The sequence below is a fragment of the Maritimibacter sp. HL-12 genome (genome assembly GCF_900177545.1).
In the GTDB taxonomy this organism is placed as follows: Bacteria; Pseudomonadota; Alphaproteobacteria; order Rhodobacterales; family Rhodobacteraceae; genus Sinisalibacter.
The window spans coordinates 2,179,393-2,198,440 of the sequence record NZ_FXBQ01000001.1 but is presented as its reverse complement, the minus strand read 5'-3'; the positions used below and the strand labels follow the sequence as shown (position 1 = coordinate 2,198,440).

The following is a 19,048-nucleotide window of genomic DNA, read 5'->3' as shown; positions in this document are numbered from 1 at the left end:
ATTATACCGGCAAACCGGATCGGTCGAGATCGGCGCATTGGCCCGGGAGAGGAAAACGCCTCAGTGGGCCTCGGCCCAGTTCGCGCCTTGCCCGGCATCAACCACCAGCGGGATCGAGAGTTTCACGGCCGGACCCGCAGCTTCCTCCATCACGCTCCGGATCGCCGAGACCGCGTTCTCGACGGCATCCTCCTGAACCTCGAAGATCAGTTCGTCATGGACCTGAAGCAGCATTTTCACCGGTAGATCGGTGATCGCGGCGGGCATGCGGATCATCGCCCGGCGGATGATGTCGGCCGCGGCGCCCTGGATCGGGGCGTTGATCGCCGCGCGGCGGGCAAACCCTGCCTGCGGCCCTTTCGCCCCGATCTCGGGGGTGTGAATCCTGCGCCCGAACAAGGTCTCGACGTAGCCATGTTCCTTTGCATACGCTACCGTATCGTCCATGTAGGCGCGGATACCGGGGTAGCGTTCGAAATAACGATCGATGAAGGCCTGCGCCTCGCTGCGCGGAATCCGCAGGTTGCGCGCGAGCCCGAACCCCGAAATGCCGTAGATCACCCCGAAATTGATCGCCTTGGCCTTGCGGCGCACCTCCGGCGTCATCTCGTCGAGCGGCACGTCGAACATTTCCGAGGCGGTCGCGGCGTGGATGTCCTCACCGTCGCGAAAGGCCTGCTTCATGCTCTCGATCCCGGCGACATGGGCCAGAATACGCAGCTCGATCTGCGAATAGTCGAGGGAAACCAGCTTGCTGCCCTCCGGTGCCACGAAGGCTTCGCGGATGCGCCGGCCCTCTTCCGTACGCACAGGTATGTTTTGCAGGTTGGGATCGGTCGAGGCGAGGCGGCCGGTGTTGGCCCCGGTCTGGACGTATGACGTGTGCACCCGCCCGGTCTCGGGGTTGATATGGGTTTGCAGGGCATCTGTGTAGGTCGATTTCAGCTTCGAAAGCTGGCGCCAGTCGAGCACCCGCGCGGGCAGATCATGCTCGGTAGCAAGGTCTTCGAGCACGTCGGCGGGGGTGGAATACTTGCCCACCTTGCCCTTCTTGCCGCCCTCGAGCCCCATCTTCTCGAACAGGATCTCGCCAAGCTGGGCCGGGGAACCGACATTGAACCGCTCGCCCGCAAGCTCGTGAATCTCCGCCTCCAGCGCCGCCATTTTCTGGGCGAAGGCGTTGGACATCCGGCTGAGCGTATCGCGGTCGACCTTGACGCCGTGCATCTCCATTTCGGCAAGCACCGGCACCAGCGGGCGCTCCAGCGTCTCGTAAACCGTGGTGACATGCGCGCGGTGCAGTTGCGGTTTGAACAACTGCCAGAGCCGCAGGGTGATATCGGCATCTTCCGCCGCGTAGCGCACCGCCTTTTCGATCTCGACCCGGTCGAAGGTAGTGGCCGATTTCCCGCTGCCCAACAGCTCCTTTATCGGGATCGGGGTATGGCCGAGGTAGCGCTCGGACAGCGCATCCATGCCGTGGTTGTGCAGGCCCGAATAGAGCGCGTAACTCATCAGCAAGGTGTCGTCGACCGGGGCCACGGCCACGCCCTGACGGGCAAGGATCTTGGCATCATACTTGATGTTCTGGCCGATCTTGAGCACGGCCGGGTCTTCCAGCACATCGCGCAGCGCATCGATCACCTGCGAAAGCGGCAACTGCCCTTCGGCGAGGTCGTCGGAGCCGAAGAGATCGTCGGCTCCGCCTTTCTTGTGGCCAAAGGGGATGTAGCAGGCCTCGCCCGGCTCGACGCAAAGCGATATCCCGACAAGCTCGGCCCGCATCTCGTCGAGCGAGGTGGTTTCGGTATCGACCGCGACATGGCCGCGTTCCTTGATCGCCTCGACCCATCGCGCAAGCGCCTCCATGCTGTCGACCCGCTCGTAGCGGTCCGGGTCGATCGGCGGCAGGCCGGGGGCATCGGGCGTATCGTCCGCAGGCGCAGGCTCGGGAATGTCGGCGCTGTCGACACCCAGAGCATCGGCGATTCGCTTCGACAGCGAGCGAAATTCCATCGCGGCGAGAAACGGCAGCAGCACGTCTGCTTCGGGGTCGCGCAGTTCAAGATCGTCGAGGCTGAAATCCAGTTCGACATTCTCATCGAGCCGCACGAGGTCGCGGCTCATGCGGATCTGGTCGGCCATCCCCGTGAGCACTTCGCGCCGCTTGGGCTGCTTGATCTCGCCGGCCCGCTCAAGCAGGGTTTCGAGATCGCCGTATTCGTTGATCAACAGCGCCGCCGTCTTGATCCCGATCCCGGGCGCGCCCGGCACGTTGTCGACGCTGTCGCCCGCGAGGGCCTGCACATCGACCACCCGATCGGGACCGACGCCGAACTTCTCTTCCACGCCCTCGCTGTCGATCCGGCGATTCTTGATCGGTTCGAGCATCTCGACACCGCCGCCGACGAGCTGCATCAGATCCTTGTCGGAGGAGATGATCGTGACGCGCCCGCCCGCTTCGCGAGCCTGTCGGGAGAGCGTGGCGATGATGTCGTCGGCCTCGAAGCCCTCTTTCTCGATGCAGGCGATGTTGAAGGCGCGCGTCGCGTCACGGGTGAGCGGAAACTGCGGCACGAGATCCTCGGGCGCGGGCGGGCGATTGGCCTTATAGTCGGGGTAGATCTCGTTGCGGAAGGACTTGCCGGAATAGTCGAAGATCACCGCAACATGGGTCGGCGCATCATCGCCCTTTGATTCCTCGACCTGCTTGAAAAGCATGTTGCAGAAACCGGCGACCGCCCCGATCGGTAACCCGTCGGATTTGCGGGTGAGCGGCGGCAACGCGTGGTAGGCGCGGAAGATGAAAGCCGAGCCGTCGACCAGGTGAAGATGGCAACCCTTGCCGAATGTCATGGGCGTCTCCCGCTATGCCCCCCCGACTTGGGGGCCTTGTCCGATAGGTGGCAGGCCGGGCCGGAAACGCGATCAACCGGCCTCCCGGATCTCCTCGCCATAGACGTATCTGGTATCGCAATAGGGGCATTCGACCCAACCCTGATCGTCGGGGATGGTGAGCCAGACGCGCGGATGGCCCGCGGCCGGGCCGCCACCGTCGCAAGCGAATTTCTTCTTGCCGATGATCTTCGTCTCGGGAACGGGCGTGGTCATGTCGGGCCTCTCATGTTTGCGCCGCGGCATGATAACGCACACAAGCCTGCGGGCAAGGTCGAACCGGCATCAGCCTTCGGCAACCAGCTTTCCGAGCGGTCGGCCTGACAGGATATGCGCGTGCAGATGCGGCACCTCCTGCAGCCCCGCCTCGCCTGCGTTCATGATCAGCCGGTAGCCCTGACCGCCGCTGCCGGGCTCCAATCCCAGTTTCTCGACCACCGCGTGGATCGCGCGGGCAAAGTCGGCGATTTCCTCGGCGCTGGCCTCGATGACGAAATGATCCCAGTTCACGTATGCCCCTTTCGGGATCACCAGCACATGCACCGGTGCCTGCGGGCCGATATCGTTGAAGGCCAGGCTGTGGCCGGTTTCCAGAACCGTGTCGTTCGGGATCTCACCGCGCAGGATCTTCGCGAAGATGTTCCCGCTATCGTAATCGTAGGCCATGGGTCCTCCTAGTCGGCAAACAGGTGCTCGGTTCTTGCAATCTCCAGCGCCCGCTCTTCGGGGATGGAGAGAAACTTGGCAAGAGCGACCGCGTTTTCCTCCGGCGTGGCGGTCTCCCGCAGCGTCGTGGCGTTCTCAAACCCTGCGTCGCGGATCCGGTCGCTTTCGAAGTAGAAATCGGCGCGGATCGTCGGCAGGAGCCGCGCCATCGCGTCCGGCGGGGTATGTGCGCTGGCCAGTCCGACCCGCTGGGCGTGGCCGGTGATCCACGCGTCGGAAAACTCGCTCTCCACCTCCAGAAGCCGGGTTGTCGAACGGTCGGAATAGAAATCGCGCAGCAGGTCCATGTTGTTTGGGTCCATCGCGATGGCGAGGCGGTCGGTGTCGAAATAGTCGAACAGCATCCGCATCAGCGCGCGGCGGTGACGGGTTCGCTTGCCGAGCGTCGACTGGATTCCTCCCAGATCGGGCAGCGCCGTGCCTTCCTCGTCAAACAGGTATTCGATGATCGGCACGTTGGTCACCTGGCGAATCCGGGCCAGCAGCCGCTTGCCGACATGCCACTTCTTGGCCACCACGATCAGCAGTTCACGCTCGCGCCCCAGCGTCGATTCCGATTCCCAGAACCGCGGCGAGAAGCGCTGACCGATCCGCCCCCGCCCGGTGAGAAACCTGTACAGCGAGCGCCCTTCATTGGAAATCTTGAAATCCACCTGCCTGGCGGCATACAGCGCCCCGAGCCGCCGCTTGAGTTCGTGGGCCTCGGGGCTGATCTTGCGCGCGAACAGGAAATCCTGGCTGAGCAGCATGTCGTAGTGGTCGTTGTAGAAGGTTACCGGCATGCCGTAGTCGGTGAACATCAGGAAGGTGAGCGTGCGGGTGCGGATCTCGTCGCCCGGCACCATGTGGCGCACGAGGGTCTGGAAAAAGGTTTCATCCGGAATCCACGTGGTGCGGAAAAACCGCATCACGTCGCGCCGCCGCCGGGCAAATTCGAGGATCCACTCGATCGTGCGCCGCCGCAGACACCACCATTGCGAGCCGATCATGATCTGGAGGTCGTCGGGGATCGGGCGGGTGAGCCCGAGTTTTTTCTGGATATCGAAGGACGCATAGAAAAGTCGTTTCCGGGTCCGCTCGTTGAACCAGTGGCGATAGATCAGCCGTTCCTCCTTGAAGCCGGTCTTGATCCAGTCGCTTTCGAAGAAATCGAAGCTCTCGATGTAATCCACGTCTTCGGCGTCGAGAAAGGCGTGGGCAAACTCGGCCGACTTGATCGACATGCAATCGCCCGAGACCATGTAGAAATGCGTGGCGCGCGGAAAGGCATCCACCGCGGCTTTCACCGCCTCCAGCGTGCCCTCGACGAGCGACCACTCGCCCCAGCCGCATTTCACCCGCCGCCGCGCGAAGGTGACCGAAGGATTGTCGGCCAGCGCGCCGCGGATCATCTCGTAGTCCGCCTTCGAAGAGCGGGCGTCGAAGTGAATCGAAATATAATCGCCAGCCGCGGTCAGGCGCTGGGCCTGATCGATGATCGCCTTTGGATCCTTGTGAACCAGGAGGATGAAGGCAATCTTTGCCATTTTGGAAACCGTTACCGCCGCATAGTTGGATTGTTGACACGAATACCTTAAACGCTCATTGAATCTACAGGCTTGGTTTGCATTTTTTCAACAGATTGGGCATTTTCTCGGTTCGGGCCCGTAGAAGGCCAGCGTTCAGGAGGCATTGAGCGGATCATGGGATTTCCCGGAACTTGGATGACGGAAAGCGAAAGCGTGGTCTACCGCGTTGTGCCCAAGTGCGCCTGCTCAAGCATCGGGCAGATCATGTTCTACTCCGACCACGGCAGGTTCTACGACGGCGACGTGCACGATGCCACCGAGGACATGCACAAGTGGGCGATGGAAGCGAGCCAGCCGATCATCGAGGCCAACGTGCTGGCGCACAAGTCCTTCGCCTTCACCGCGGTGCGCAACCCCTATACCCGGGTGCTGTCGTCGTTCTTCGACAAGATCTGCGGCATCCAGCGCAACGGCAAGCGCTACCGCGGCAACCTGGTGCCGCTGCTGATCCAGAAATACGGCATCGAAGTCGGCTCGCCGGAGGATGATTTCGCGTTCGACCAGATCAAGAGCTTCCGCCGCTTCCTGTTGTTCGCGCGCGACACCATCCGGTTTCGCCGCCCGATGGACCCCGACATTCACTGGACCTCGATGTCGGGTCACATCTCCACCTTCATCCACAACGGCGGCACCTACGACCACATCTTTCACATCGAGAATTTCAACCAGGGCATGCAGGTGGTTCTCGACAACATCAAGACGAAAAAAAAGGTCAACCTGGGGAAGATCCCCCGGTTCAACGAGAGCGAAGGCCACGGGCCGAAACGGGCGCACCCGGTCGAGGATTATTTCGACGATCTGTCGATGCACCTCGTTCGCGAGATCTACAAACGCGATTTCGACCTGTTCAAATACGATTTCGACAACCCCGGCAACAAGCTGCCCATTGCCGAGATCGACCTCGACGAGGTGCACAAGAAGCTCGGCCCCTGACCGGCGCGTTTGACCGGCATCAATGACTCGCAATCTCCGAACCGCCATAGTGCACAGGGGAGGTTTGCATGGTTGAGATCATCACCGTTACGGCTGAGAACGTCGAGAAACACGGTTTTTTCTGCAAGATGAGCGCGCGCAAGAGCAGCGCGTGGAAGGCCAAGCGCGACTGGTTGATGGCGCGCTTCGCGGAAGGCTTGCAACTGCGCCTTCTGGGCGGTGGCGAGCGCGGCTTCATCGAGTTCATGCCCGGGGCGAAAAGCTGGCGCGCGATCGACGGGGCCGAGGATTTCGCGGTGATCCACTGCCTCTGGGTGGTGGGCCAATCCAAGGGTCGCGGCTTCGCCGCCCGCCTGCTCGACGAGGCCGAAGGCTGGGCGCGCGACAACGGCCTGCGCGGTGTCGCGGCGCTCACCGGAACGGGCAACTGGCTGATCTCGCCCGGCGTGCTCGATCATCGTGGCTACAAGGACGTCGACCGCGCCGAACACGGCTTCGAGCTGACCGTGAAGTGCTTCACGCCGGGTCCGCACCCGCGCCTGACCGGCGGCTGGCATGCCAAGGCCGAGGCCTGCGGGCCCGGGCTGACGGTTCTGCGCACAGCGCAATGCCCCTACCTCGAAGACGCCGCCAACCACGCCCGGCGCGCCGCCGAAAAGCTCGGGCTGGCGTTCACCGACCGGGTGATCGAAACCGCCGACGAGCTCCGTGCGCTTTCACCCTCGCCCTATGGCACCTATGCGTTGGTGCATGACGGCAAGCTGCTGTCGTATCACTACCTGCTCGAAAAGCAGATCCTCGAGCGGCTCGGCGGCTGACCGCCCCGCACCTTCTTGGGTCTACAAATACCTCGGGGGGCGAGGGGGGCAGCGCCCCCCTCCTGACAAACCTGCGCGCCGAAGGCGCACCGCTTCGCGGCGCTCACGCCCCGAGGCACCAGCGCATCACCGCCTTCTGCGCGTGCAGCCGGTTTTCCGCCTCGTCGAAGATCACCGAGTTCGGCCCGTCCATCACCGCGTCGGTGACTTCCTCGCCGCGATGCGCCGGCAGGCAATGCATGAACAGCGCGTCCGGCTTCGCCTTCGCCATCAAGGCCTCGTTGACCTGATAGGGCCTGAGCTGGTTGTGCCGCCGCTCGCGGGTCGAGAGCGCATCGTGCATGCTCACCCATGTGTCGGTAACCACCAGATCGGCCCCCGCCACAGCCTCGGCGGGGTCGCGGATGATGTTGACCTGCACCCCCTTGGCGCGGGCCTGCTCGACATAGACCATCTCCGGTTCGAGCGTCGCAGGCCCGGTGAAAGTGAAATCGAAACCAAACTGTCCCGCCGCCTGGATCAGCGAAGCGCAGACGTTGTTGCCGTCGCCGATCCAGACCACTTTCTTGCCGGCGATCGGTCCGCGATGTTCCTCGAAGGTCAGCACGTCGGCCATGATCTGGCAGGGGTGGGTGCGGTTGGTGAGGCCGTTGATCACCGGAACGCTGGAATGCTCGGCGAGTTCGTGCAGCGAGGTCTCGTCATAGGTGCGGATCATGATCATGTCGACGTAGCGGCTGAGCACGCGGGCGGTATCGGCAATGCTCTCGCCGTGGCCAAGCTGCATCTCCGAGCCGGTGAGCACGATGGTCTCGCCGCCCATCTGGCGCACGCCCACGTCGAAGCTGACGCGGGTTCGCGTCGAGGGCTTCTCGAAGATCAACGCGACGATGTGGTTGGTGAGCGGCTTTTCGAGATCGGGCGTGCCCTTGGGCAGCCCATCCCGCGTCGCCTTCATGGCGTGTGCCTGGTCGATCATCGCGCGCAAGTCGGCGGCGTCGGTCTTGTCGAGATCGAGAAAGTGTCTCATTTGCCGGTTCCTTTCACGGCAGAAGCGGCGGCGTCGAGCCGCTCGATGGCCTCGGTGATGTCATCATCGGTGATGGTAAGCGCCGGCAGCAGCCGCACCACGTTGTCGGCGGCAGGCACGGTGAGCACATGCGCGTCATATCCCGCCTTCACCACGTCGGTGTTCGGCGCGCGGCACTTCAGGCCGAGCATTAGGCCGAGCCCGCGGACCTCTTCGAACACCTCCGGGTGCACCGCCACCAGGCCTTCGAGGCGCTGGTGCAGGCTGGCCGCCTTGCGGCGGACCTCGGCGAGGAAGTCGGGATCGTCGATGATCTCCATCACCTTCGCCCCGACCGCGCACCCCAGCGGGTTGCCGCCGTAGGTGGAGCCATGGCTGCCCAAGGTCATACCCGCCGCCGCCGCCTCGGTGGCCAGAACCGCGCCAAGTGGGAAGCCACCGCCGATCCCCTTGGCGACCATCATGATATCGGGCGCGATGCCGGCCCATTCATGGGCAAACAGCTTGCCGGTGCGCCCCATGCCGCATTGCACCTCGTCGTAGACAAGGAGCGCGCCGGTCTCGTCGCAGAGATCGCGCATGCCCTTGAGGCACTGGTCGGGCACCGGACGAATACCGCCCTCGCCCTGCACCGGCTCGATCAACACGGCAGCGGTGTTTTCGCTGATCGCCGCCCGCAGCGCCTCGTGGTCGCCGAATTCGACATGGGTGAAGCCGGGCATCAGCGGCCCGAAGCCCTTGACCATCTTCTCCGACCCCGCAGCCGCGATCGCCGCGGTGGAACGACCGTGGAAACTGCCGCTGAAGGTCACGATCTCGATCCGCTCGGGCTGGCCTTTCTCAAACCAGTACTTGCGCACCATCTTCACCGCCAGTTCCAGCGCCTCGGTGCCGGAATTGGTGAAAAACACCGTATCGGCGAAGGTCGCCGCCACCAGCCTGTCGGCCAGCGCCTGCTGTGCCGGGATCTGGTAGAGGTTGGAGACGTGCCAGAGCTTGGCGGCCTGCTCGGTAAGTGCGGCGACCAGCGCGGGGTGGGCATGGCCGAGCGCGTTCACCGCGATACCGGAACTCAGATCGAGAAAACGTCGCCCGTCTGCCGTCTCCAGCCAGGAGCCATCGCCCCGCTCGAAAGCGAGGGGCGCGCGCGCATAGGTGGGCAGGAGCGACGGGATCATGGGACTATCTCCACAAGGAAGCCTTTGGGTGCCGCAAGGGCAGGCTCATGTCAACGATTTGGGGTGGTTACGCGCCGCTTTGGCGCAAGATGAGCAGACGAGGCGTCAGGCGCGGGTGCGTCGGCGTCGGGTCTCGGCATATCGGGTGCAGGTGCTCATGGCCGCTCTTTGCCCGGTTTCACGCGCGCTGGCAAGGGCCTCGCGGACGCCACTGCATTTCGGGCTTCCCTTTGTCCGCGCCGGGCGCTAACGCGCAAACATGTTGCGCCCGCCTCATCCCCTCGCCGCCGTCGGCTTCATGTTGGCCGCCACCGCGCTGATCGCCGGCACGACGCTGTTCGCCAAGATGGCAGGCGCGGGCGAAGACGGGCTGCACCCGCTGCAGATCTCGCAGGGCCGGTTTCTCTTCGGCTTCCTCGCCATCGCCACCGCCACGGCGGTACTGCGACCCTCGATCACCGAGCCCGACATCAAGCTTCACCTCGCGCGCACCCTCACCGGATGGGGCGGGGTCACGCTGATGTTTGCCGCGGTGCAGCTCATCCCGCTGTCGGACGCCACCGCGATCACCTTTCTCAACCCGGTTTTCGCGATGTTCCTGGCGATCCTGTTTCTCGGCGAGAAGGTTGGCCCGTGGCGCTGGATCGCCGCGGCGATCGCGCTCATCGGCGCGCTGGTCCTGATCCGTCCGGGGCCGGGCACCTTTCAGCCCGGCGCACTGGTGGCGCTGGCTGCGGCGGCGGTGATGGGCACCGAGATCACGATTCTGAAATTCCTCTCGGGGCGCGAGCGGCCGATGCAGATCCTGCTCATCAACAACGGGCTGGGGGTGCTCATCGCCACCGCCGTGGCACTCTTCGTCTGGCAATGGCCGACCCCGGCGCAATGGGCCACCCTCGCGGCCCTCGGCGTGACCATGGCGGCGGCGCAGAGCCTGTATATCCAGGCCATGCGCCGCGCGGACGCCTCTTTCGTGATGCCATTTTCCTACGCCACGCTGATCTTCGCCGCGCTCTACGACCTCGCCGTATTCGATGTGCTGCCCGATGCGCTCTCGGCGTTCGGGGCGGGCGTGATCCTCGCCGGCGGGCTCTTGCTCGCGTGGCGCGAGGGACGGCAGCGGCAGCCTGCTTGTGTCGGCCCGGAGGGGTGACTAGAATAGGGTTTTGCGGAACGAGGGCGCGTGTCGGTGGCCTCGCAAGGATTGGAAGAACATGTCCTGGACAGAAGAACGTGTGGAAACCCTCAAACGGATGTGGGGGGAAGGCCAGTCGGCCAGCCAGATTGCCAAGGAGCTGGGTGGCGTCACCCGCAACGCGGTGATCGGCAAAGTGCATCGTCTGGGATTGTCGAACCGGGCCGGTGGCGGCGCGGCTCCGGCAGCACCCGCCGCGAAACCGGCCGCGAAGGAAAAGCCCGCCAAGGCCGCGCAGAAGCCGAAGGCCGCGCCGGCCAAGCGCAGCGACACCGCTGATGCCGAGCCCGCACCGGAACCGGTAGCGGCCGAGAAGCCCGCGCAAACCCCGATGCGAAAGCAGATCATCCCGGCGGGCCAGCCGCTGCCGCCACAGCCCAGCGCGAACGAGATCAGCCCCGAGGCGCTGGAAACCGTGCGCGAGGTGGAAAAGACCGCGAAGAAGCTGACCCTGATGGAGCTGACCGAACGCACCTGCAAATGGCCGATCGGCGACCCGGCAACGCCGGATTTCTGGTTCTGCGGTCTGCCGGTGCAGCAGGGCAAGCCCTATTGCGAGGCGCATGTCGGGGTGGCATTCCAGCCGATGAGCTCGCGGCGCGACCGCAAGAGGTAGTTTCGCCCCGGGCTGCGCCCGAGACGACCCGCGGGGGGGCCAGCCCCCCCGGCCCCCCGGAGTATTTCAGCCAAGAAAAAGGGGCATGATGAGCAACCCGCCCGACCTTCGCCCCGACCTCGCCCGCCCGGTGTTGCGCGACGACGCCCGGCCCGGCCAGCCGAAAATCGGCATGGTGAGTCTCGGCTGCCCGAAAGCGCTGGTGGACAGCGAGCGTATTCTGACCCGGCTGCGCGCCGAGGGATATGCGATCTCGGCAGACTATGCCGGGGCCGAGGCGGTGATCGTGAACACCTGCGGCTTTCTCGATTCGGCCAAGGCCGAGAGCCTGGAGGCAATCGGTGAGGCGCTGCGCGAGAACGGCAAGGTGATCGTGACCGGCTGCCTCGGGGCAGAGCCGGACTATATCACCGGGGCGCATCCGACGGTGATGGCGGTCACCGGACCGCAGCAATACGAGCAGGTGCTCGACGCGGTCCACGCCGCCGCCCCGCCCGCGCCGGACCCGTTCGTCGATCTGCTGCCGGCAAGCGGCGTGAGCCTGACGCCGCGGCACTACAGCTACCTCAAGATCTCCGAGGGCTGCAATCACCACTGCAAGTTCTGCATCATCCCGGCGATGCGCGGACGGTTGCAGAGCCGACCGGCCCATGCGGTGCTGCGCGAAGCGGAGCGCCTGGTGGAGGCGGGCGTGCGCGAGTTGCTCGTCATCAGCCAGGATACTTCGGCCTACGGGGTCGATCTGCGCCACGAAACCGCGAACGGCCACCGCGCCCATATCACCGATCTTGCCCGCGATCTCGGCGGGCTCGGGGCCTGGGTGCGGCTGCACTACGTCTATCCCTACCCGCATGTGCGCGATCTGATCCCGCTGATGGCGGAGGGGCTGATCCTGCCCTACCTCGACATCCCGTTCCAGCACGCCCATCCCGACACGCTCAAGCGGATGGCCCGCCCGGCGGCGGCGGCGAAGACGCTCGACGAGATCGCGGCGTGGCGGCGCGACTGCCCGGAGATCACCCTGCGCTCCACCTTCATCGTCGGCTATCCGGGCGAGACCGAAGCCGAGTTCCAGACCCTGCTCGACTGGCTCGACGCGGCGCAGCTCGACCGGGTGGGATGTTTCCAATACGAGAACGTGCAAGGCGCGGCGGCGAACGACCTGGCCGACCATGTGCCGGAAGAGGTCAAGCAGGACCGCTGGGCGCGTTTCATGGAGAAAGCACAGGCGATTTCCGAGGCGAAGCTGGCGGCGAAAGTCGGCAGGCGGGTCGAGGTGATCGTCGATAGCGTCGATGCCGACGGCGCGGTGTGCCGCACCAAGGCAGACGCGCCGGAGATCGACGGCAACCTGTTTGTCGATGCCGGTTTCGAGGCGTTGTCGCCGGGCGACATCGTCACCGTCGAGGTGGACGAGGCCAGCGAATACGATCTTTGGGGTCGGCTGGTCTGACAAGGGGTTGCGTGGGCGGCCGTTCAGGCCATGAACATCCCGGTCAGGATCACGACCCATCCCACGCCCCCGGCGAGGGCGGCGAGCGCGACGGAGGCCGAGCCTGCATCCTTGGCGCGGCGCGCGAGATCGTGGTGATCACGCGAGATGAGATCGACAACGCGCTCAACTGCCGTGTTGATCAGTTCCATGGCCAGAACCAGAACCCCGAGCGGCAGGATCACCAGGCGTTCGGTTGCGGAGAGCGGCAGGAGAAAGGCGGCGAGGCTGGAAAGCGCGACGATCACCGTCCAGAACACCAGCGAAGGCTCATGCGCCCAGGCATCGCGCCATCCCGCCCATGACCAGACGCAGCGGTTAACGAAACGCCGCCACTCGCGCGCGATCACGGTGCGGGCCTTCGGTGGGCGAGGTAGTGGTCGACGGCATCTGCCACCCGGCGGAACCGGTCGCCGCCGAGCTTCGTGCCGCCGAACCAGCGTGTGACCACCACCACGTGACCTTCGAGCCCGGCACCTTCGAGCTTGCGCAAGATCACCGCTCCGGCCCCTGCTTCGCCGTCATCGCCCTTGGCCGGGCCCTCCGGCAGGAGCGCGGCCCATGAATTGTGGGTGGCGCGGGCGAAATCCTTGCGGCGGGCCAGATCCTTGAGGAAGTCGCGCACGGCGTTTCGGTCGGCCACCGGGCCGCCGGAGACGGCATAGCGCGAGCCGCGATCGGTGAAGATCTTTTCGAAAACCTGCATCGTCCCTCCCTCCGCCATAATGGCGGCGGTGGGTGACTTCGGCAATCAGTAGCTGTCGCGGAGATGTTCGAGCAAGGCCTTGTTCATGCACAACTGAGGGGCCTCGTCGGTCCCGGCACCGTGCTCTTCGAGCCAGATTTCGCACCCCGACGGATCGGGACATTGCATGCACCGCTTCACCGCGCGTTCCACCTGGGCGCGGCTCAGGCGTGTCAGATCGACCTCGAGATCGAGATCGAGCCCAAGCACGTCAGCCATCCGGCCGAGCAGGTGTTCGTGATAGGCGCGGTGCGCGTCTTCGCTCATGTTTGCCTCCGGATGCGGAGAAAAACCGCCAAACGCCCTCGATTCCTTGATCGAGATCAAATCGACCGGGCGAATTCATGGTTTGCGGCGGAAGCTCGCCGGCGTAGACTCGCCGCATGTTCACCATCGAGCACGAATTTGATTCCACCGTCATCACCCTCGTCGACGAGGAAGGGCCGCATCTTGGCGAGGATGTGATCATCAATGCCTTCGATGACTGCGTAACGCTTGAGCAGCACGAGCCGACCACCGATCGGGTGATGCGGGTGACGCTTTCCATCAGCCAGTTGCGCGATCTCGCCGCCGCGCTTGATCTGCCCGAGGGGGTTTACAAGCTGGTGCGCGAGGGCGGCGAGCATTGAGCGCGCGCCCCTGGCGAACAACTTCAACACCGAAGTCCGCACAGACCGTCGATACCACCTGAGCTTTCGAGGCGTTCCGGTCGCGGTGGCGATCAGTCGAGCCGGAAGGTCTTGTCGCGCGACGTGGCACCGCGCGTGAGGGTGAGGGCCGATTTCGGTACCCCGAGGGCATGGGCGACAAGTTTGATCACCGCGGCGTTGGCCTTGCCATCCTCGGGCACCGTGGTGACAGACACTTTCAGCCCGGTTTCAGTTACCGTCACCATGTTGCGGGCCGCCCTCGGCGTGACCCGCACGGCGATTTCGGCACCGGATTGGGCGAGGTGAGCGAGAGCGGCCTTTTTCATTGCACGAGTTTCTCCGAGGGGGCTTGCGAAGGCAAGCGGCGGCGGTCAATCTGCGCGCCATGCGCAAGACCGGATTTTTCTTCGATGAGCGGTGCTTCTGGCACGGAGGCGGACATTTCGCAGGCATGTTGCCGGTGGGCGGGCTGGTACAGCCGCAGGTTGGCGGCGGCCTGCCGGAAAACCCCGAAACCAAGCGGCGGCTGAAGAACCTCATGGAAGTCACCGGGTTGATGCGCGACCTCGTTGTGCGCGGTGCAGACCTGGCCAGCCGGGACGATCTCGAACGGGTGCACCCTGTCGCCTACCTCGATGCCTTCAAGGCGGCGTCGGATGCCGGCGGCGGCGAGATTGGCCAACGTGCGCCCTTTGGTCCCGGCGGCTACGAGGTGGCCGCGCTGTCGGCGGGGCTGGCGAAGGCGGCGCTGTTCGCCGTGCTGGAGGGTGCGCTCGACAATGCCTATGCGCTCTCGCGCCCACCGGGACACCATGCACTTCCCGAGGTGCCGAACGGCTTCTGCCTGATCAACAACATCGGCGTGGCGGTGCGCGCGGCGCAGGCGGCGGGGCTGGCGCGGCGTTTCGTGGTGCTCGACTGGGACGTGCACCACGGCAACGGCACCGAGGCGGTGTTCTACGACGACCCCGACGTGCTCACGATCTCGATCCACCAGGAGCGCAATTACCCGCTCGACACCGGCGAGATCGAGGCGCGCGGCGCAGGTGCCGGGCTTGGTGCGAACCTCAACATCCCGCTGCCTCCCGGCGCGGGACACGCGACCTATATCGAGGCGATGGCGCGTCTGGTTCTGCCCGCGATCGAGGCGCACCGCCCCGAAGCGATCGTGATCGCCAGCGGCTATGATGCCGCCGCCGCCGATCCGCTTGGCCACATGCTCGCCCATGCCGCCACTTTCCGCGAGATGACGCGGATGGTGATGGGTCTGGCCGACCGGCTCTGCGGCGGCCGCGTGGTGGCGGTGCATGAGGGCGGTTATGCCGAGTGGTATGTGCCGTTCTGCGGCCATGCGGTGATCGAGGAGCTTTCCGGCAGCGCCACAACTGCCCCCGACCCAATGGCGGCGACCTATGCGGCCCGCCAGCCCAACGCCCGGATGCAGGCGGTATTCTCCGACCTGATCGACGATTTCGAAGCCCGTTTCGCCCGGCCCGCTTGACCTTACCGCCACCTGCCCCGACATGGGAAACGTCGCTCAGGAGGGACGAATGCCCGAAAAGAACCAGGCCGCGCTCGATTTTCTGCTCAACCGCCGCTCGCGCCCGGCCAAGACGCTGACCACGCCGGTGCCCGACCGCGCGGAGCTGAGGCCGATCCTCACCGCCGCCGCACGCAGCCCCGACCATGGCAAACTGGAGCCGTGGCGTTTCGTGGTGCTCACGCGCCCGGCGCTGGAACGGCTGGCCGGTCTCGCCGTGGAACGTGGCGAAGCCCTCGGCGTGGCACCGGACAAGATCGAGAAGGCGCGCTGCCAGTTCGCCGATTCGCATCTCACCGTGGCGGTGGTGTTCTCGCCGGTGGAGTCCGAGAAGGTGCCGCATGTCGAACAGCAATATTCCGCCGGCGCGGTTTGCCTTGCGCTGCTCAACGCGGCGCTGGCCTCGGGCTGGGGCGCGAACTGGCTGACCGGGTGGACCAGCCACGACACCGATTTCGTGTGCAAGGGACTCGGGCTCGCCGCCCATGAAAGCGTCGCAGGCTTCATCCACATCGGCACCGAGCGCGTCGTGCCGCCAGAACGCCCGCGCCCCGATCTCGACGCCAAGACGACATGGCTGGAAACATGATGTTCTCGGATTTCTTCAAGGCTCTCGGCCAATTGCCCGACCCGCCCTTTCGCCGCGTGCTGCTGCTCGGCCTTGGCCTGACGATTGCGCTGCTCGTCGGGGCAACGGTGCTTTTTGCCTGGCTCGTCGGGCTGTTCGTGCCCGACACCGTCGCCCTGCCGTGGATCGGCGACATCGGCTGGCTCGACAGCGTGGCAAGCTGGGCCACGGTGCTCTTGATGCTGGTGCTCTCGGTGGTGCTGATGGTGCCGGTGGCGGCAGCTTTCACCGGGATCTTTCTCGATGACGTGGCCGAGGCGGTGGAGGCGCGGCACTACCCGGGGCTCGCGCCGGTCGGTCATATCCCAGTGCTGGAAACCTTGCGCGATTCGATTTCGTTGATCGGGGTGACGGTGGCGGTGAACCTCGTCGCCCTGGTCTTGCTGCTGTTCGTCGGCCCGCTGGCACCGGTGCTGTTCTGGGCGGTGAACGGCTACCTTCTGGGGCGTGAATTCTTCCAGATGGCAGCGATGCGCCGCGAGGGGCGTGAAGGCGCGAACCGGCTGCGGCGCAGGCACGCGGGCCAGATATGGTTTGCCGGAACGCTGATGGCGGTACCGCTGTCGGTACCCTTGCTCAACCTGGTGATCCCGGTGCTCGGGGCGGCCACCTTCACGCATATGTATCACCGCCTCGCCGGGCGGTAAGCGCAGGAGCGGGGGGCCAGCCCCCCGCACCCCCCGAGGTATTTTTTGACCCAAGAAGCAGGGGTCGGATGGCTAGTTCGGCACCCGCTCGCCCAGCAAGTCCATCCAGTCGAGGCTTTCGACGCTGATCAGGCCAGTCACGATAACAGCCATGACGATGCCCCAGAGCGGGATCGTCCAGAGGGTGACGATCAACGCGGTTCTGCCGAGCCGGAAGTCGGCGGGCGCGCCTTCGGGGGTGCCGGGCACGACCTCACCGGCGTCGGCTTGACTGCGGGCGCGGATCGGCAGCACGACGAACATCGTCAGAAACCAGATGACCACGAAAAGAACGATCGCCCCGGTGATCGACATCAGACCTGCTCCAGTTCGATCAGGGTGCCGTTGAAATCCTTCGGATGCAGGAAGAGCACGGGCTTGCCATGGGCACCGATCTTCGGCTCGCCGGTGCCGAGCACGCGCGCGCCCTGCGCCTTCAGACGGTCGCGCGCGGCGAGGATATCGTCGACCTCGTAGCAGACGTGATGGATGCCGCCGGAGGGGTTTTTCTCGAGGAATCCCGCAATCGGGGAGTTTTCGCCGAGCGGGTAGAGCAGTTCGATCTTGGTGTTGGGCAGGGTGATGAATACCACGGTGACGCCGTGATCGGGCTCGTCCTGCGGCGCGCCGACATCCGCGCCGAGCGTGTCGCGGTATTGCGCGGCGGCGGCGTCGAGGTCCGGCACCGCGATGGCAACATGGTTCAGGCGTCCGATCATCTGGGTCTCCTCCCGGCTTTCCTGCGCTTATGCATTGGGGTTTTCACGCACGCAAGCCCGGCCGGGCGCGCGTTAACCGGCTGTTAGCCAATTCTGTGCTTGGCTCGACCGGTGGAAAGGAGAGACGGCATGACCGACGACAGCAGAGTATATCGAAGCCAGCCGCAGCCCGCGCCCGAACGCCCGCTTCAGGGCATGACCGTTCTCGTGGTGGAAGACAGCCGCTTTGCCTCCGAGGCGATTCGGCTTCTGTGCCTGCACTCCGGTGCACGGGTGCGCCGGGCCGATAGCCTGGCGGCGGCGTATCGCCATCTCGCGGTCTATCGTCCGGGCCTGGCGATCGTCGACATGGGGCTGCCCGACGGATCGGGGGCCGATCTCATCGCCGCCCTCGCCGGGGCACAGCCGCGCCTGCCGGTGCTGATCGGAATGAGCGGCGATGCGGGGGCCGAGGCGGCGGCCATGCGGGCGGGTGCCGACGGGTTTCTTGCCAAGCCGATCGATAGCGTGGCGCGGTTCCAGCAGGCGGTCTTGCGGCACTTGCCCGCGGGGCGCGGTCCGCGGGCCGTGAGCACCGAGCAGGTTGCGCCCGATCCAGTGGCGCTGGCCGACGACCTGGAACACATCGCGAAGCTGATGCGGCGCGATGTCGGCAGCGATCTCGATTACGCCGCGCAATTTCTCGGTGGGGTGGCGCGCAGTGCCCATGACACGGCGCTCGAAGCGGTGGCCGAAAGCCTTCGCGACACTGTGCGTGGAGGCGCGGCGCTGCACACCGATGTCGCGCGGCTGGCCGGGATCGTGGAGGCGCGACTGGCAGCGGTGCGGGCCGTCTAGGCGCGCAGCGCCGGATCGTCGGCCGCACGCACCAGCCGGGTGAGGTCGCCGAGCCGTTCGCGCTGGCACCCGGCACCGTCGAAGTTGCCCGGCGAAAGCCAGGCAAGGAAGGCTTCCTTGAGCGCCGGCCATTCGCTGTCGATCGCGGCGAACCAGGCGGTGTCGCGGTTGCGCCCCTTGATCACGGCGGCCTGCCGGAAGGTGCCTTCGTAGCTCAGCCCCAAGCGTTCGGCGGCGCGGCGCGAGGCGAGGTTGCGGGCGTCGCATTTCCACTCGTAGCGCCGGTATCCGGCCTCGAAGGCCCATTGCATCATCAGGAACATCGCCTCCGTGGCCGCCCGGGTGCGGGCCAGCGCGGGCGAAAAGTTGATATGACCGACCTCGATCGACCCGGTCTCGGGCTTGATGCGCAGATAGCTTGCGACCCCCTCCCAGTGTCCGCTGTCGCGGTTGAAGATGGCCAGGAAGTTCGGGTCATCGCTCGCGGTGACGTCCCGCATCCAGCGGTGATAGGCGGACGCCGAGGCGAAGGGGCCGTAGGGCAGGAACTCCCAGATCGAATCGGAAGCGCTGTTTGCCTTGAACACCTGCGCCGCGTGCCTGTCGGGCGAGAGCGGTTCGAGCCGGGCAAAACGGCCTTCGAGCGCGAGTTTTCCCGGCCGCGGTGGCGGCACCCAGCCCTCGACAATCGCCCCGATGTCGCGCGCCTCGCGCATGCCCATGTCACCCCTCGCCCAGCCGCTCGGGTTTGTTTTTTCGGGTTTCACTGCCTTTGTAAATCCCTGCGAGCGA

The 19,048-nt window shown here is 65.4% G+C and carries 23 protein-coding genes; 10 read left to right on the top strand and 13 right to left on the bottom strand.

What is annotated here, in order from left to right; translation table 11 throughout:
* Window positions 1–60 precede the first annotated feature (60 nt).
* The 4 genes from polA to B9Y97_RS11045 form a co-directional block, all read right to left on the bottom strand.
* Window positions 61–2,856 (bottom strand): DNA polymerase I, encoded by a 2,796-nt coding sequence (gene polA, locus B9Y97_RS11060; protein WP_085526793.1) that lies wholly within the window; start codon window positions 2,854–2,856, stop codon window positions 61–63.
* 72 nt (window positions 2,857–2,928) lie between these two features.
* Complete coding sequence (locus B9Y97_RS11055) at window positions 2,929–3,111, bottom strand: zinc-finger domain-containing protein (protein ID WP_085526792.1); 183 nt, start codon at window positions 3,109–3,111, stop codon at window positions 2,929–2,931.
* Window positions 3,112–3,180: 69 nt separating this feature from the next.
* On the bottom strand, window positions 3,181–3,561 hold the full coding sequence (locus tag B9Y97_RS11050; RefSeq protein WP_085526791.1) for an HIT domain-containing protein: 381 nt from the start codon (window positions 3,559–3,561) through the stop codon (window positions 3,181–3,183).
* Between the two features lie 8 nt (window positions 3,562–3,569).
* Window positions 3,570–5,147: a DUF5928 domain-containing protein gene (locus B9Y97_RS11045; protein ID WP_085526790.1), complete on the bottom strand. Its 1,578-nt coding sequence runs from the start codon at window positions 5,145–5,147 to the stop codon at window positions 3,570–3,572.
* 156 nt (window positions 5,148–5,303) lie between these two features.
* Between B9Y97_RS11045 and B9Y97_RS11040 the strand changes: the two genes are divergently transcribed.
* Both B9Y97_RS11040 and B9Y97_RS11035 read left to right on the top strand, forming a co-directional pair.
* Window positions 5,304–6,122, top strand: coding sequence for a sulfotransferase family protein (locus tag B9Y97_RS11040; protein WP_085526789.1), 819 nt, complete (start codon window positions 5,304–5,306; stop codon window positions 6,120–6,122).
* Between the two features lie 68 nt (window positions 6,123–6,190).
* On the top strand, window positions 6,191–6,940 hold the full coding sequence (locus tag B9Y97_RS11035; RefSeq protein WP_085526788.1) for a GNAT family N-acetyltransferase: 750 nt from the start codon (window positions 6,191–6,193) through the stop codon (window positions 6,938–6,940).
* A gap of 103 nt (window positions 6,941–7,043) precedes the next feature.
* Here B9Y97_RS11035 and argF read toward each other — a convergent pair whose 3' ends face one another.
* The gene (gene argF, locus B9Y97_RS11030; RefSeq protein WP_085526787.1) at window positions 7,044–7,970 is read right to left on the bottom strand and encodes an ornithine carbamoyltransferase; all 927 of its coding nucleotides are present in this window, start codon (window positions 7,968–7,970) and stop codon (window positions 7,044–7,046) included.
* Window positions 7,967–9,148: an aspartate aminotransferase family protein gene (locus B9Y97_RS11025; RefSeq protein ID WP_085526786.1), complete on the bottom strand. Its 1,182-nt coding sequence runs from the start codon at window positions 9,146–9,148 to the stop codon at window positions 7,967–7,969. Before B9Y97_RS11025 ends, argF begins: the two co-directional genes overlap by 4 nt.
* A gap of 259 nt (window positions 9,149–9,407) precedes the next feature.
* Between B9Y97_RS11025 and B9Y97_RS11020 the strand changes: the two genes are divergently transcribed.
* The 3 genes from B9Y97_RS11020 (at window position 9,408) to rimO (ending at window position 12,412) form a co-directional block, all read left to right on the top strand.
* Window positions 9,408–10,301: a DMT family transporter gene (locus B9Y97_RS11020; RefSeq protein WP_085526785.1), complete on the top strand. Its 894-nt coding sequence runs from the start codon at window positions 9,408–9,410 to the stop codon at window positions 10,299–10,301.
* Window positions 10,302–10,362: 61 nt separating this feature from the next.
* A complete protein-coding gene (locus B9Y97_RS11015; RefSeq protein ID WP_085526784.1) occupies window positions 10,363–10,959 on the top strand; it encodes a GcrA family cell cycle regulator in 597 nt (198 codons plus the stop codon).
* An 85-nt stretch (window positions 10,960–11,044) separates the two neighbouring features.
* Window positions 11,045–12,412, top strand: a complete 1,368-nt coding sequence (gene rimO / locus B9Y97_RS11010) for a 30S ribosomal protein S12 methylthiotransferase RimO (RefSeq protein WP_085526783.1) — start codon at window positions 11,045–11,047, stop codon at window positions 12,410–12,412.
* Window positions 12,413–12,435: 23 nt separating this feature from the next.
* Here the strand turns inward: rimO and B9Y97_RS11005 are convergent, their stop codons facing one another.
* Genes B9Y97_RS11005 through B9Y97_RS10995 form a run of 3 tightly spaced genes read right to left on the bottom strand, consistent with a single transcriptional unit; the run spans window position 12,436 to window position 13,463 of the window.
* A complete protein-coding gene (locus B9Y97_RS11005) occupies window positions 12,436–12,801 on the bottom strand; it encodes a diacylglycerol kinase (protein ID WP_254900899.1) in 366 nt (121 codons plus the stop codon).
* Window positions 12,798–13,157 (bottom strand): YigZ family protein, encoded by a 360-nt coding sequence (locus B9Y97_RS11000; protein WP_085526782.1) that lies wholly within the window; start codon window positions 13,155–13,157, stop codon window positions 12,798–12,800. Before B9Y97_RS11000 ends, B9Y97_RS11005 begins: the two co-directional genes overlap by 4 nt.
* 45 nt (window positions 13,158–13,202) lie before the next feature.
* Window positions 13,203–13,463, bottom strand: a complete 261-nt coding sequence (locus B9Y97_RS10995) for a DUF6455 family protein (RefSeq protein ID WP_139828278.1) — start codon at window positions 13,461–13,463, stop codon at window positions 13,203–13,205.
* 116 nt (window positions 13,464–13,579) lie between these two features.
* Between B9Y97_RS10995 and B9Y97_RS10990 the strand changes: the two genes are divergently transcribed.
* Window positions 13,580–13,825, top strand: a complete 246-nt coding sequence (locus B9Y97_RS10990) for a hypothetical protein (RefSeq protein WP_085526780.1) — start codon at window positions 13,580–13,582, stop codon at window positions 13,823–13,825.
* A 92-nt stretch (window positions 13,826–13,917) separates the two neighbouring features.
* Here B9Y97_RS10990 and B9Y97_RS10985 read toward each other — a convergent pair whose 3' ends face one another.
* Window positions 13,918–14,172, bottom strand: a complete 255-nt coding sequence (locus B9Y97_RS10985; protein ID WP_085526779.1) for a DUF167 domain-containing protein — start codon at window positions 14,170–14,172, stop codon at window positions 13,918–13,920.
* A 59-nt stretch (window positions 14,173–14,231) separates the two neighbouring features.
* On the opposite strand from B9Y97_RS10985, the gene B9Y97_RS10980 reads away from it, so the two are divergent.
* Genes B9Y97_RS10980 through B9Y97_RS10970 form a run of 3 tightly spaced genes read left to right on the top strand, consistent with a single transcriptional unit; the run spans window position 14,232 to window position 16,661 of the window.
* Window positions 14,232–15,347, top strand: coding sequence for a class II histone deacetylase (locus B9Y97_RS10980; protein WP_085526778.1), 1,116 nt, complete (start codon window positions 14,232–14,234; stop codon window positions 15,345–15,347).
* Between the two features lie 49 nt (window positions 15,348–15,396).
* Complete coding sequence (locus B9Y97_RS10975) at window positions 15,397–15,975, top strand: nitroreductase family protein (protein WP_085526777.1); 579 nt, start codon at window positions 15,397–15,399, stop codon at window positions 15,973–15,975.
* The gene (locus tag B9Y97_RS10970; RefSeq protein ID WP_139828423.1) at window positions 15,975–16,661 is read left to right on the top strand and encodes an EI24 domain-containing protein; all 687 of its coding nucleotides are present in this window, start codon (window positions 15,975–15,977) and stop codon (window positions 16,659–16,661) included. Before B9Y97_RS10975 ends, B9Y97_RS10970 begins: the two co-directional genes overlap by 1 nt.
* A gap of 72 nt (window positions 16,662–16,733) precedes the next feature.
* Here the strand turns inward: B9Y97_RS10970 and B9Y97_RS10965 are convergent, their stop codons facing one another.
* Both B9Y97_RS10965 and mce read right to left on the bottom strand, forming a co-directional pair.
* Window positions 16,734–17,015 carry a DUF1467 family protein gene (locus B9Y97_RS10965; RefSeq protein ID WP_085526775.1) on the bottom strand — a complete coding sequence of 94 codons (282 nt, stop codon included), beginning with the start codon at window positions 17,013–17,015 and terminating at the stop codon, window positions 16,734–16,736.
* On the bottom strand, window positions 17,015–17,419 hold the full coding sequence (mce, locus tag B9Y97_RS10960) for a methylmalonyl-CoA epimerase (RefSeq protein WP_085526774.1): 405 nt from the start codon (window positions 17,417–17,419) through the stop codon (window positions 17,015–17,017). Before mce ends, B9Y97_RS10965 begins: the two co-directional genes overlap by 1 nt.
* A gap of 129 nt (window positions 17,420–17,548) precedes the next feature.
* Between mce and B9Y97_RS10955 the strand changes: the two genes are divergently transcribed.
* Complete coding sequence (locus tag B9Y97_RS10955; RefSeq protein ID WP_085526773.1) at window positions 17,549–18,256, top strand: response regulator; 708 nt, start codon at window positions 17,549–17,551, stop codon at window positions 18,254–18,256.
* Here B9Y97_RS10955 and B9Y97_RS10950 read toward each other — a convergent pair.
* Window positions 18,253–18,972 (bottom strand): GNAT family N-acetyltransferase, encoded by a 720-nt coding sequence (locus B9Y97_RS10950; RefSeq protein WP_085526772.1) that lies wholly within the window; start codon window positions 18,970–18,972, stop codon window positions 18,253–18,255. The two genes, B9Y97_RS10955 and B9Y97_RS10950, sit on opposite strands and share 4 nt — an antisense overlap.
* Window positions 18,973–19,048: the final 76 nt, after the last annotated feature.

Bases quoted from the DNA above. Each gene is read 5' to 3' on its own strand.
- B9Y97_RS10990 (WP_085526780.1), top strand. From the start codon at position 13,580: ATGTTCACCATCGAGCACGAATTTGATTCCACCGTCATCACCCTCGTC.
- B9Y97_RS11055 (WP_085526792.1), bottom strand. From the start codon at position 3,111: ATGACCACGCCCGTTCCCGAGACGAAGATCATCGGCAAGAAGAAATTC.
- B9Y97_RS11000 (WP_085526782.1), bottom strand. From the start codon at position 13,157: ATGCAGGTTTTCGAAAAGATCTTCACCGATCGCGGCTCGCGCTATGCC.
- B9Y97_RS11050 (WP_085526791.1), bottom strand. From the start codon at position 3,561: ATGGCCTACGATTACGATAGCGGGAACATCTTCGCGAAGATCCTGCGC.
- rimO (WP_085526783.1), top strand. From the start codon at position 11,045: ATGATGAGCAACCCGCCCGACCTTCGCCCCGACCTCGCCCGCCCGGTG.
- mce (WP_085526774.1), bottom strand. From the start codon at position 17,419: ATGATCGGACGCCTGAACCATGTTGCCATCGCGGTGCCGGACCTCGAC.
- B9Y97_RS11035 (WP_085526788.1), top strand. From the start codon at position 6,191: ATGGTTGAGATCATCACCGTTACGGCTGAGAACGTCGAGAAACACGGT.
- B9Y97_RS10980 (WP_085526778.1), top strand. From the start codon at position 14,232: ATGCGCAAGACCGGATTTTTCTTCGATGAGCGGTGCTTCTGGCACGGA.
- B9Y97_RS10950 (WP_085526772.1), bottom strand. From the start codon at position 18,972: ATGCGCGAGGCGCGCGACATCGGGGCGATTGTCGAGGGCTGGGTGCCG.
- B9Y97_RS10985 (WP_085526779.1), bottom strand. From the start codon at position 14,172: ATGAAAAAGGCCGCTCTCGCTCACCTCGCCCAATCCGGTGCCGAAATC.
- B9Y97_RS10955 (WP_085526773.1), top strand. From the start codon at position 17,549: ATGACCGACGACAGCAGAGTATATCGAAGCCAGCCGCAGCCCGCGCCC.
- B9Y97_RS10995 (WP_139828278.1), bottom strand. From the start codon at position 13,463: ATGAGCGAAGACGCGCACCGCGCCTATCACGAACACCTGCTCGGCCGG.
- B9Y97_RS11045 (WP_085526790.1), bottom strand. From the start codon at position 5,147: ATGGCAAAGATTGCCTTCATCCTCCTGGTTCACAAGGATCCAAAGGCG.
- B9Y97_RS10975 (WP_085526777.1), top strand. From the start codon at position 15,397: ATGCCCGAAAAGAACCAGGCCGCGCTCGATTTTCTGCTCAACCGCCGC.
- B9Y97_RS11015 (WP_085526784.1), top strand. From the start codon at position 10,363: ATGTCCTGGACAGAAGAACGTGTGGAAACCCTCAAACGGATGTGGGGG.
- polA (WP_085526793.1), bottom strand. From the start codon at position 2,856: ATGACATTCGGCAAGGGTTGCCATCTTCACCTGGTCGACGGCTCGGCT.
- B9Y97_RS11040 (WP_085526789.1), top strand. From the start codon at position 5,304: ATGGGATTTCCCGGAACTTGGATGACGGAAAGCGAAAGCGTGGTCTAC.
- argF (WP_085526787.1), bottom strand. From the start codon at position 7,970: ATGAGACACTTTCTCGATCTCGACAAGACCGACGCCGCCGACTTGCGC.
- B9Y97_RS11025 (WP_085526786.1), bottom strand. From the start codon at position 9,148: ATGATCCCGTCGCTCCTGCCCACCTATGCGCGCGCGCCCCTCGCTTTC.
- B9Y97_RS10970 (WP_139828423.1), top strand. From the start codon at position 15,975: ATGTTCTCGGATTTCTTCAAGGCTCTCGGCCAATTGCCCGACCCGCCC.
- B9Y97_RS10965 (WP_085526775.1), bottom strand. From the start codon at position 17,015: ATGTCGATCACCGGGGCGATCGTTCTTTTCGTGGTCATCTGGTTTCTG.
- B9Y97_RS11020 (WP_085526785.1), top strand. From the start codon at position 9,408: ATGTTGCGCCCGCCTCATCCCCTCGCCGCCGTCGGCTTCATGTTGGCC.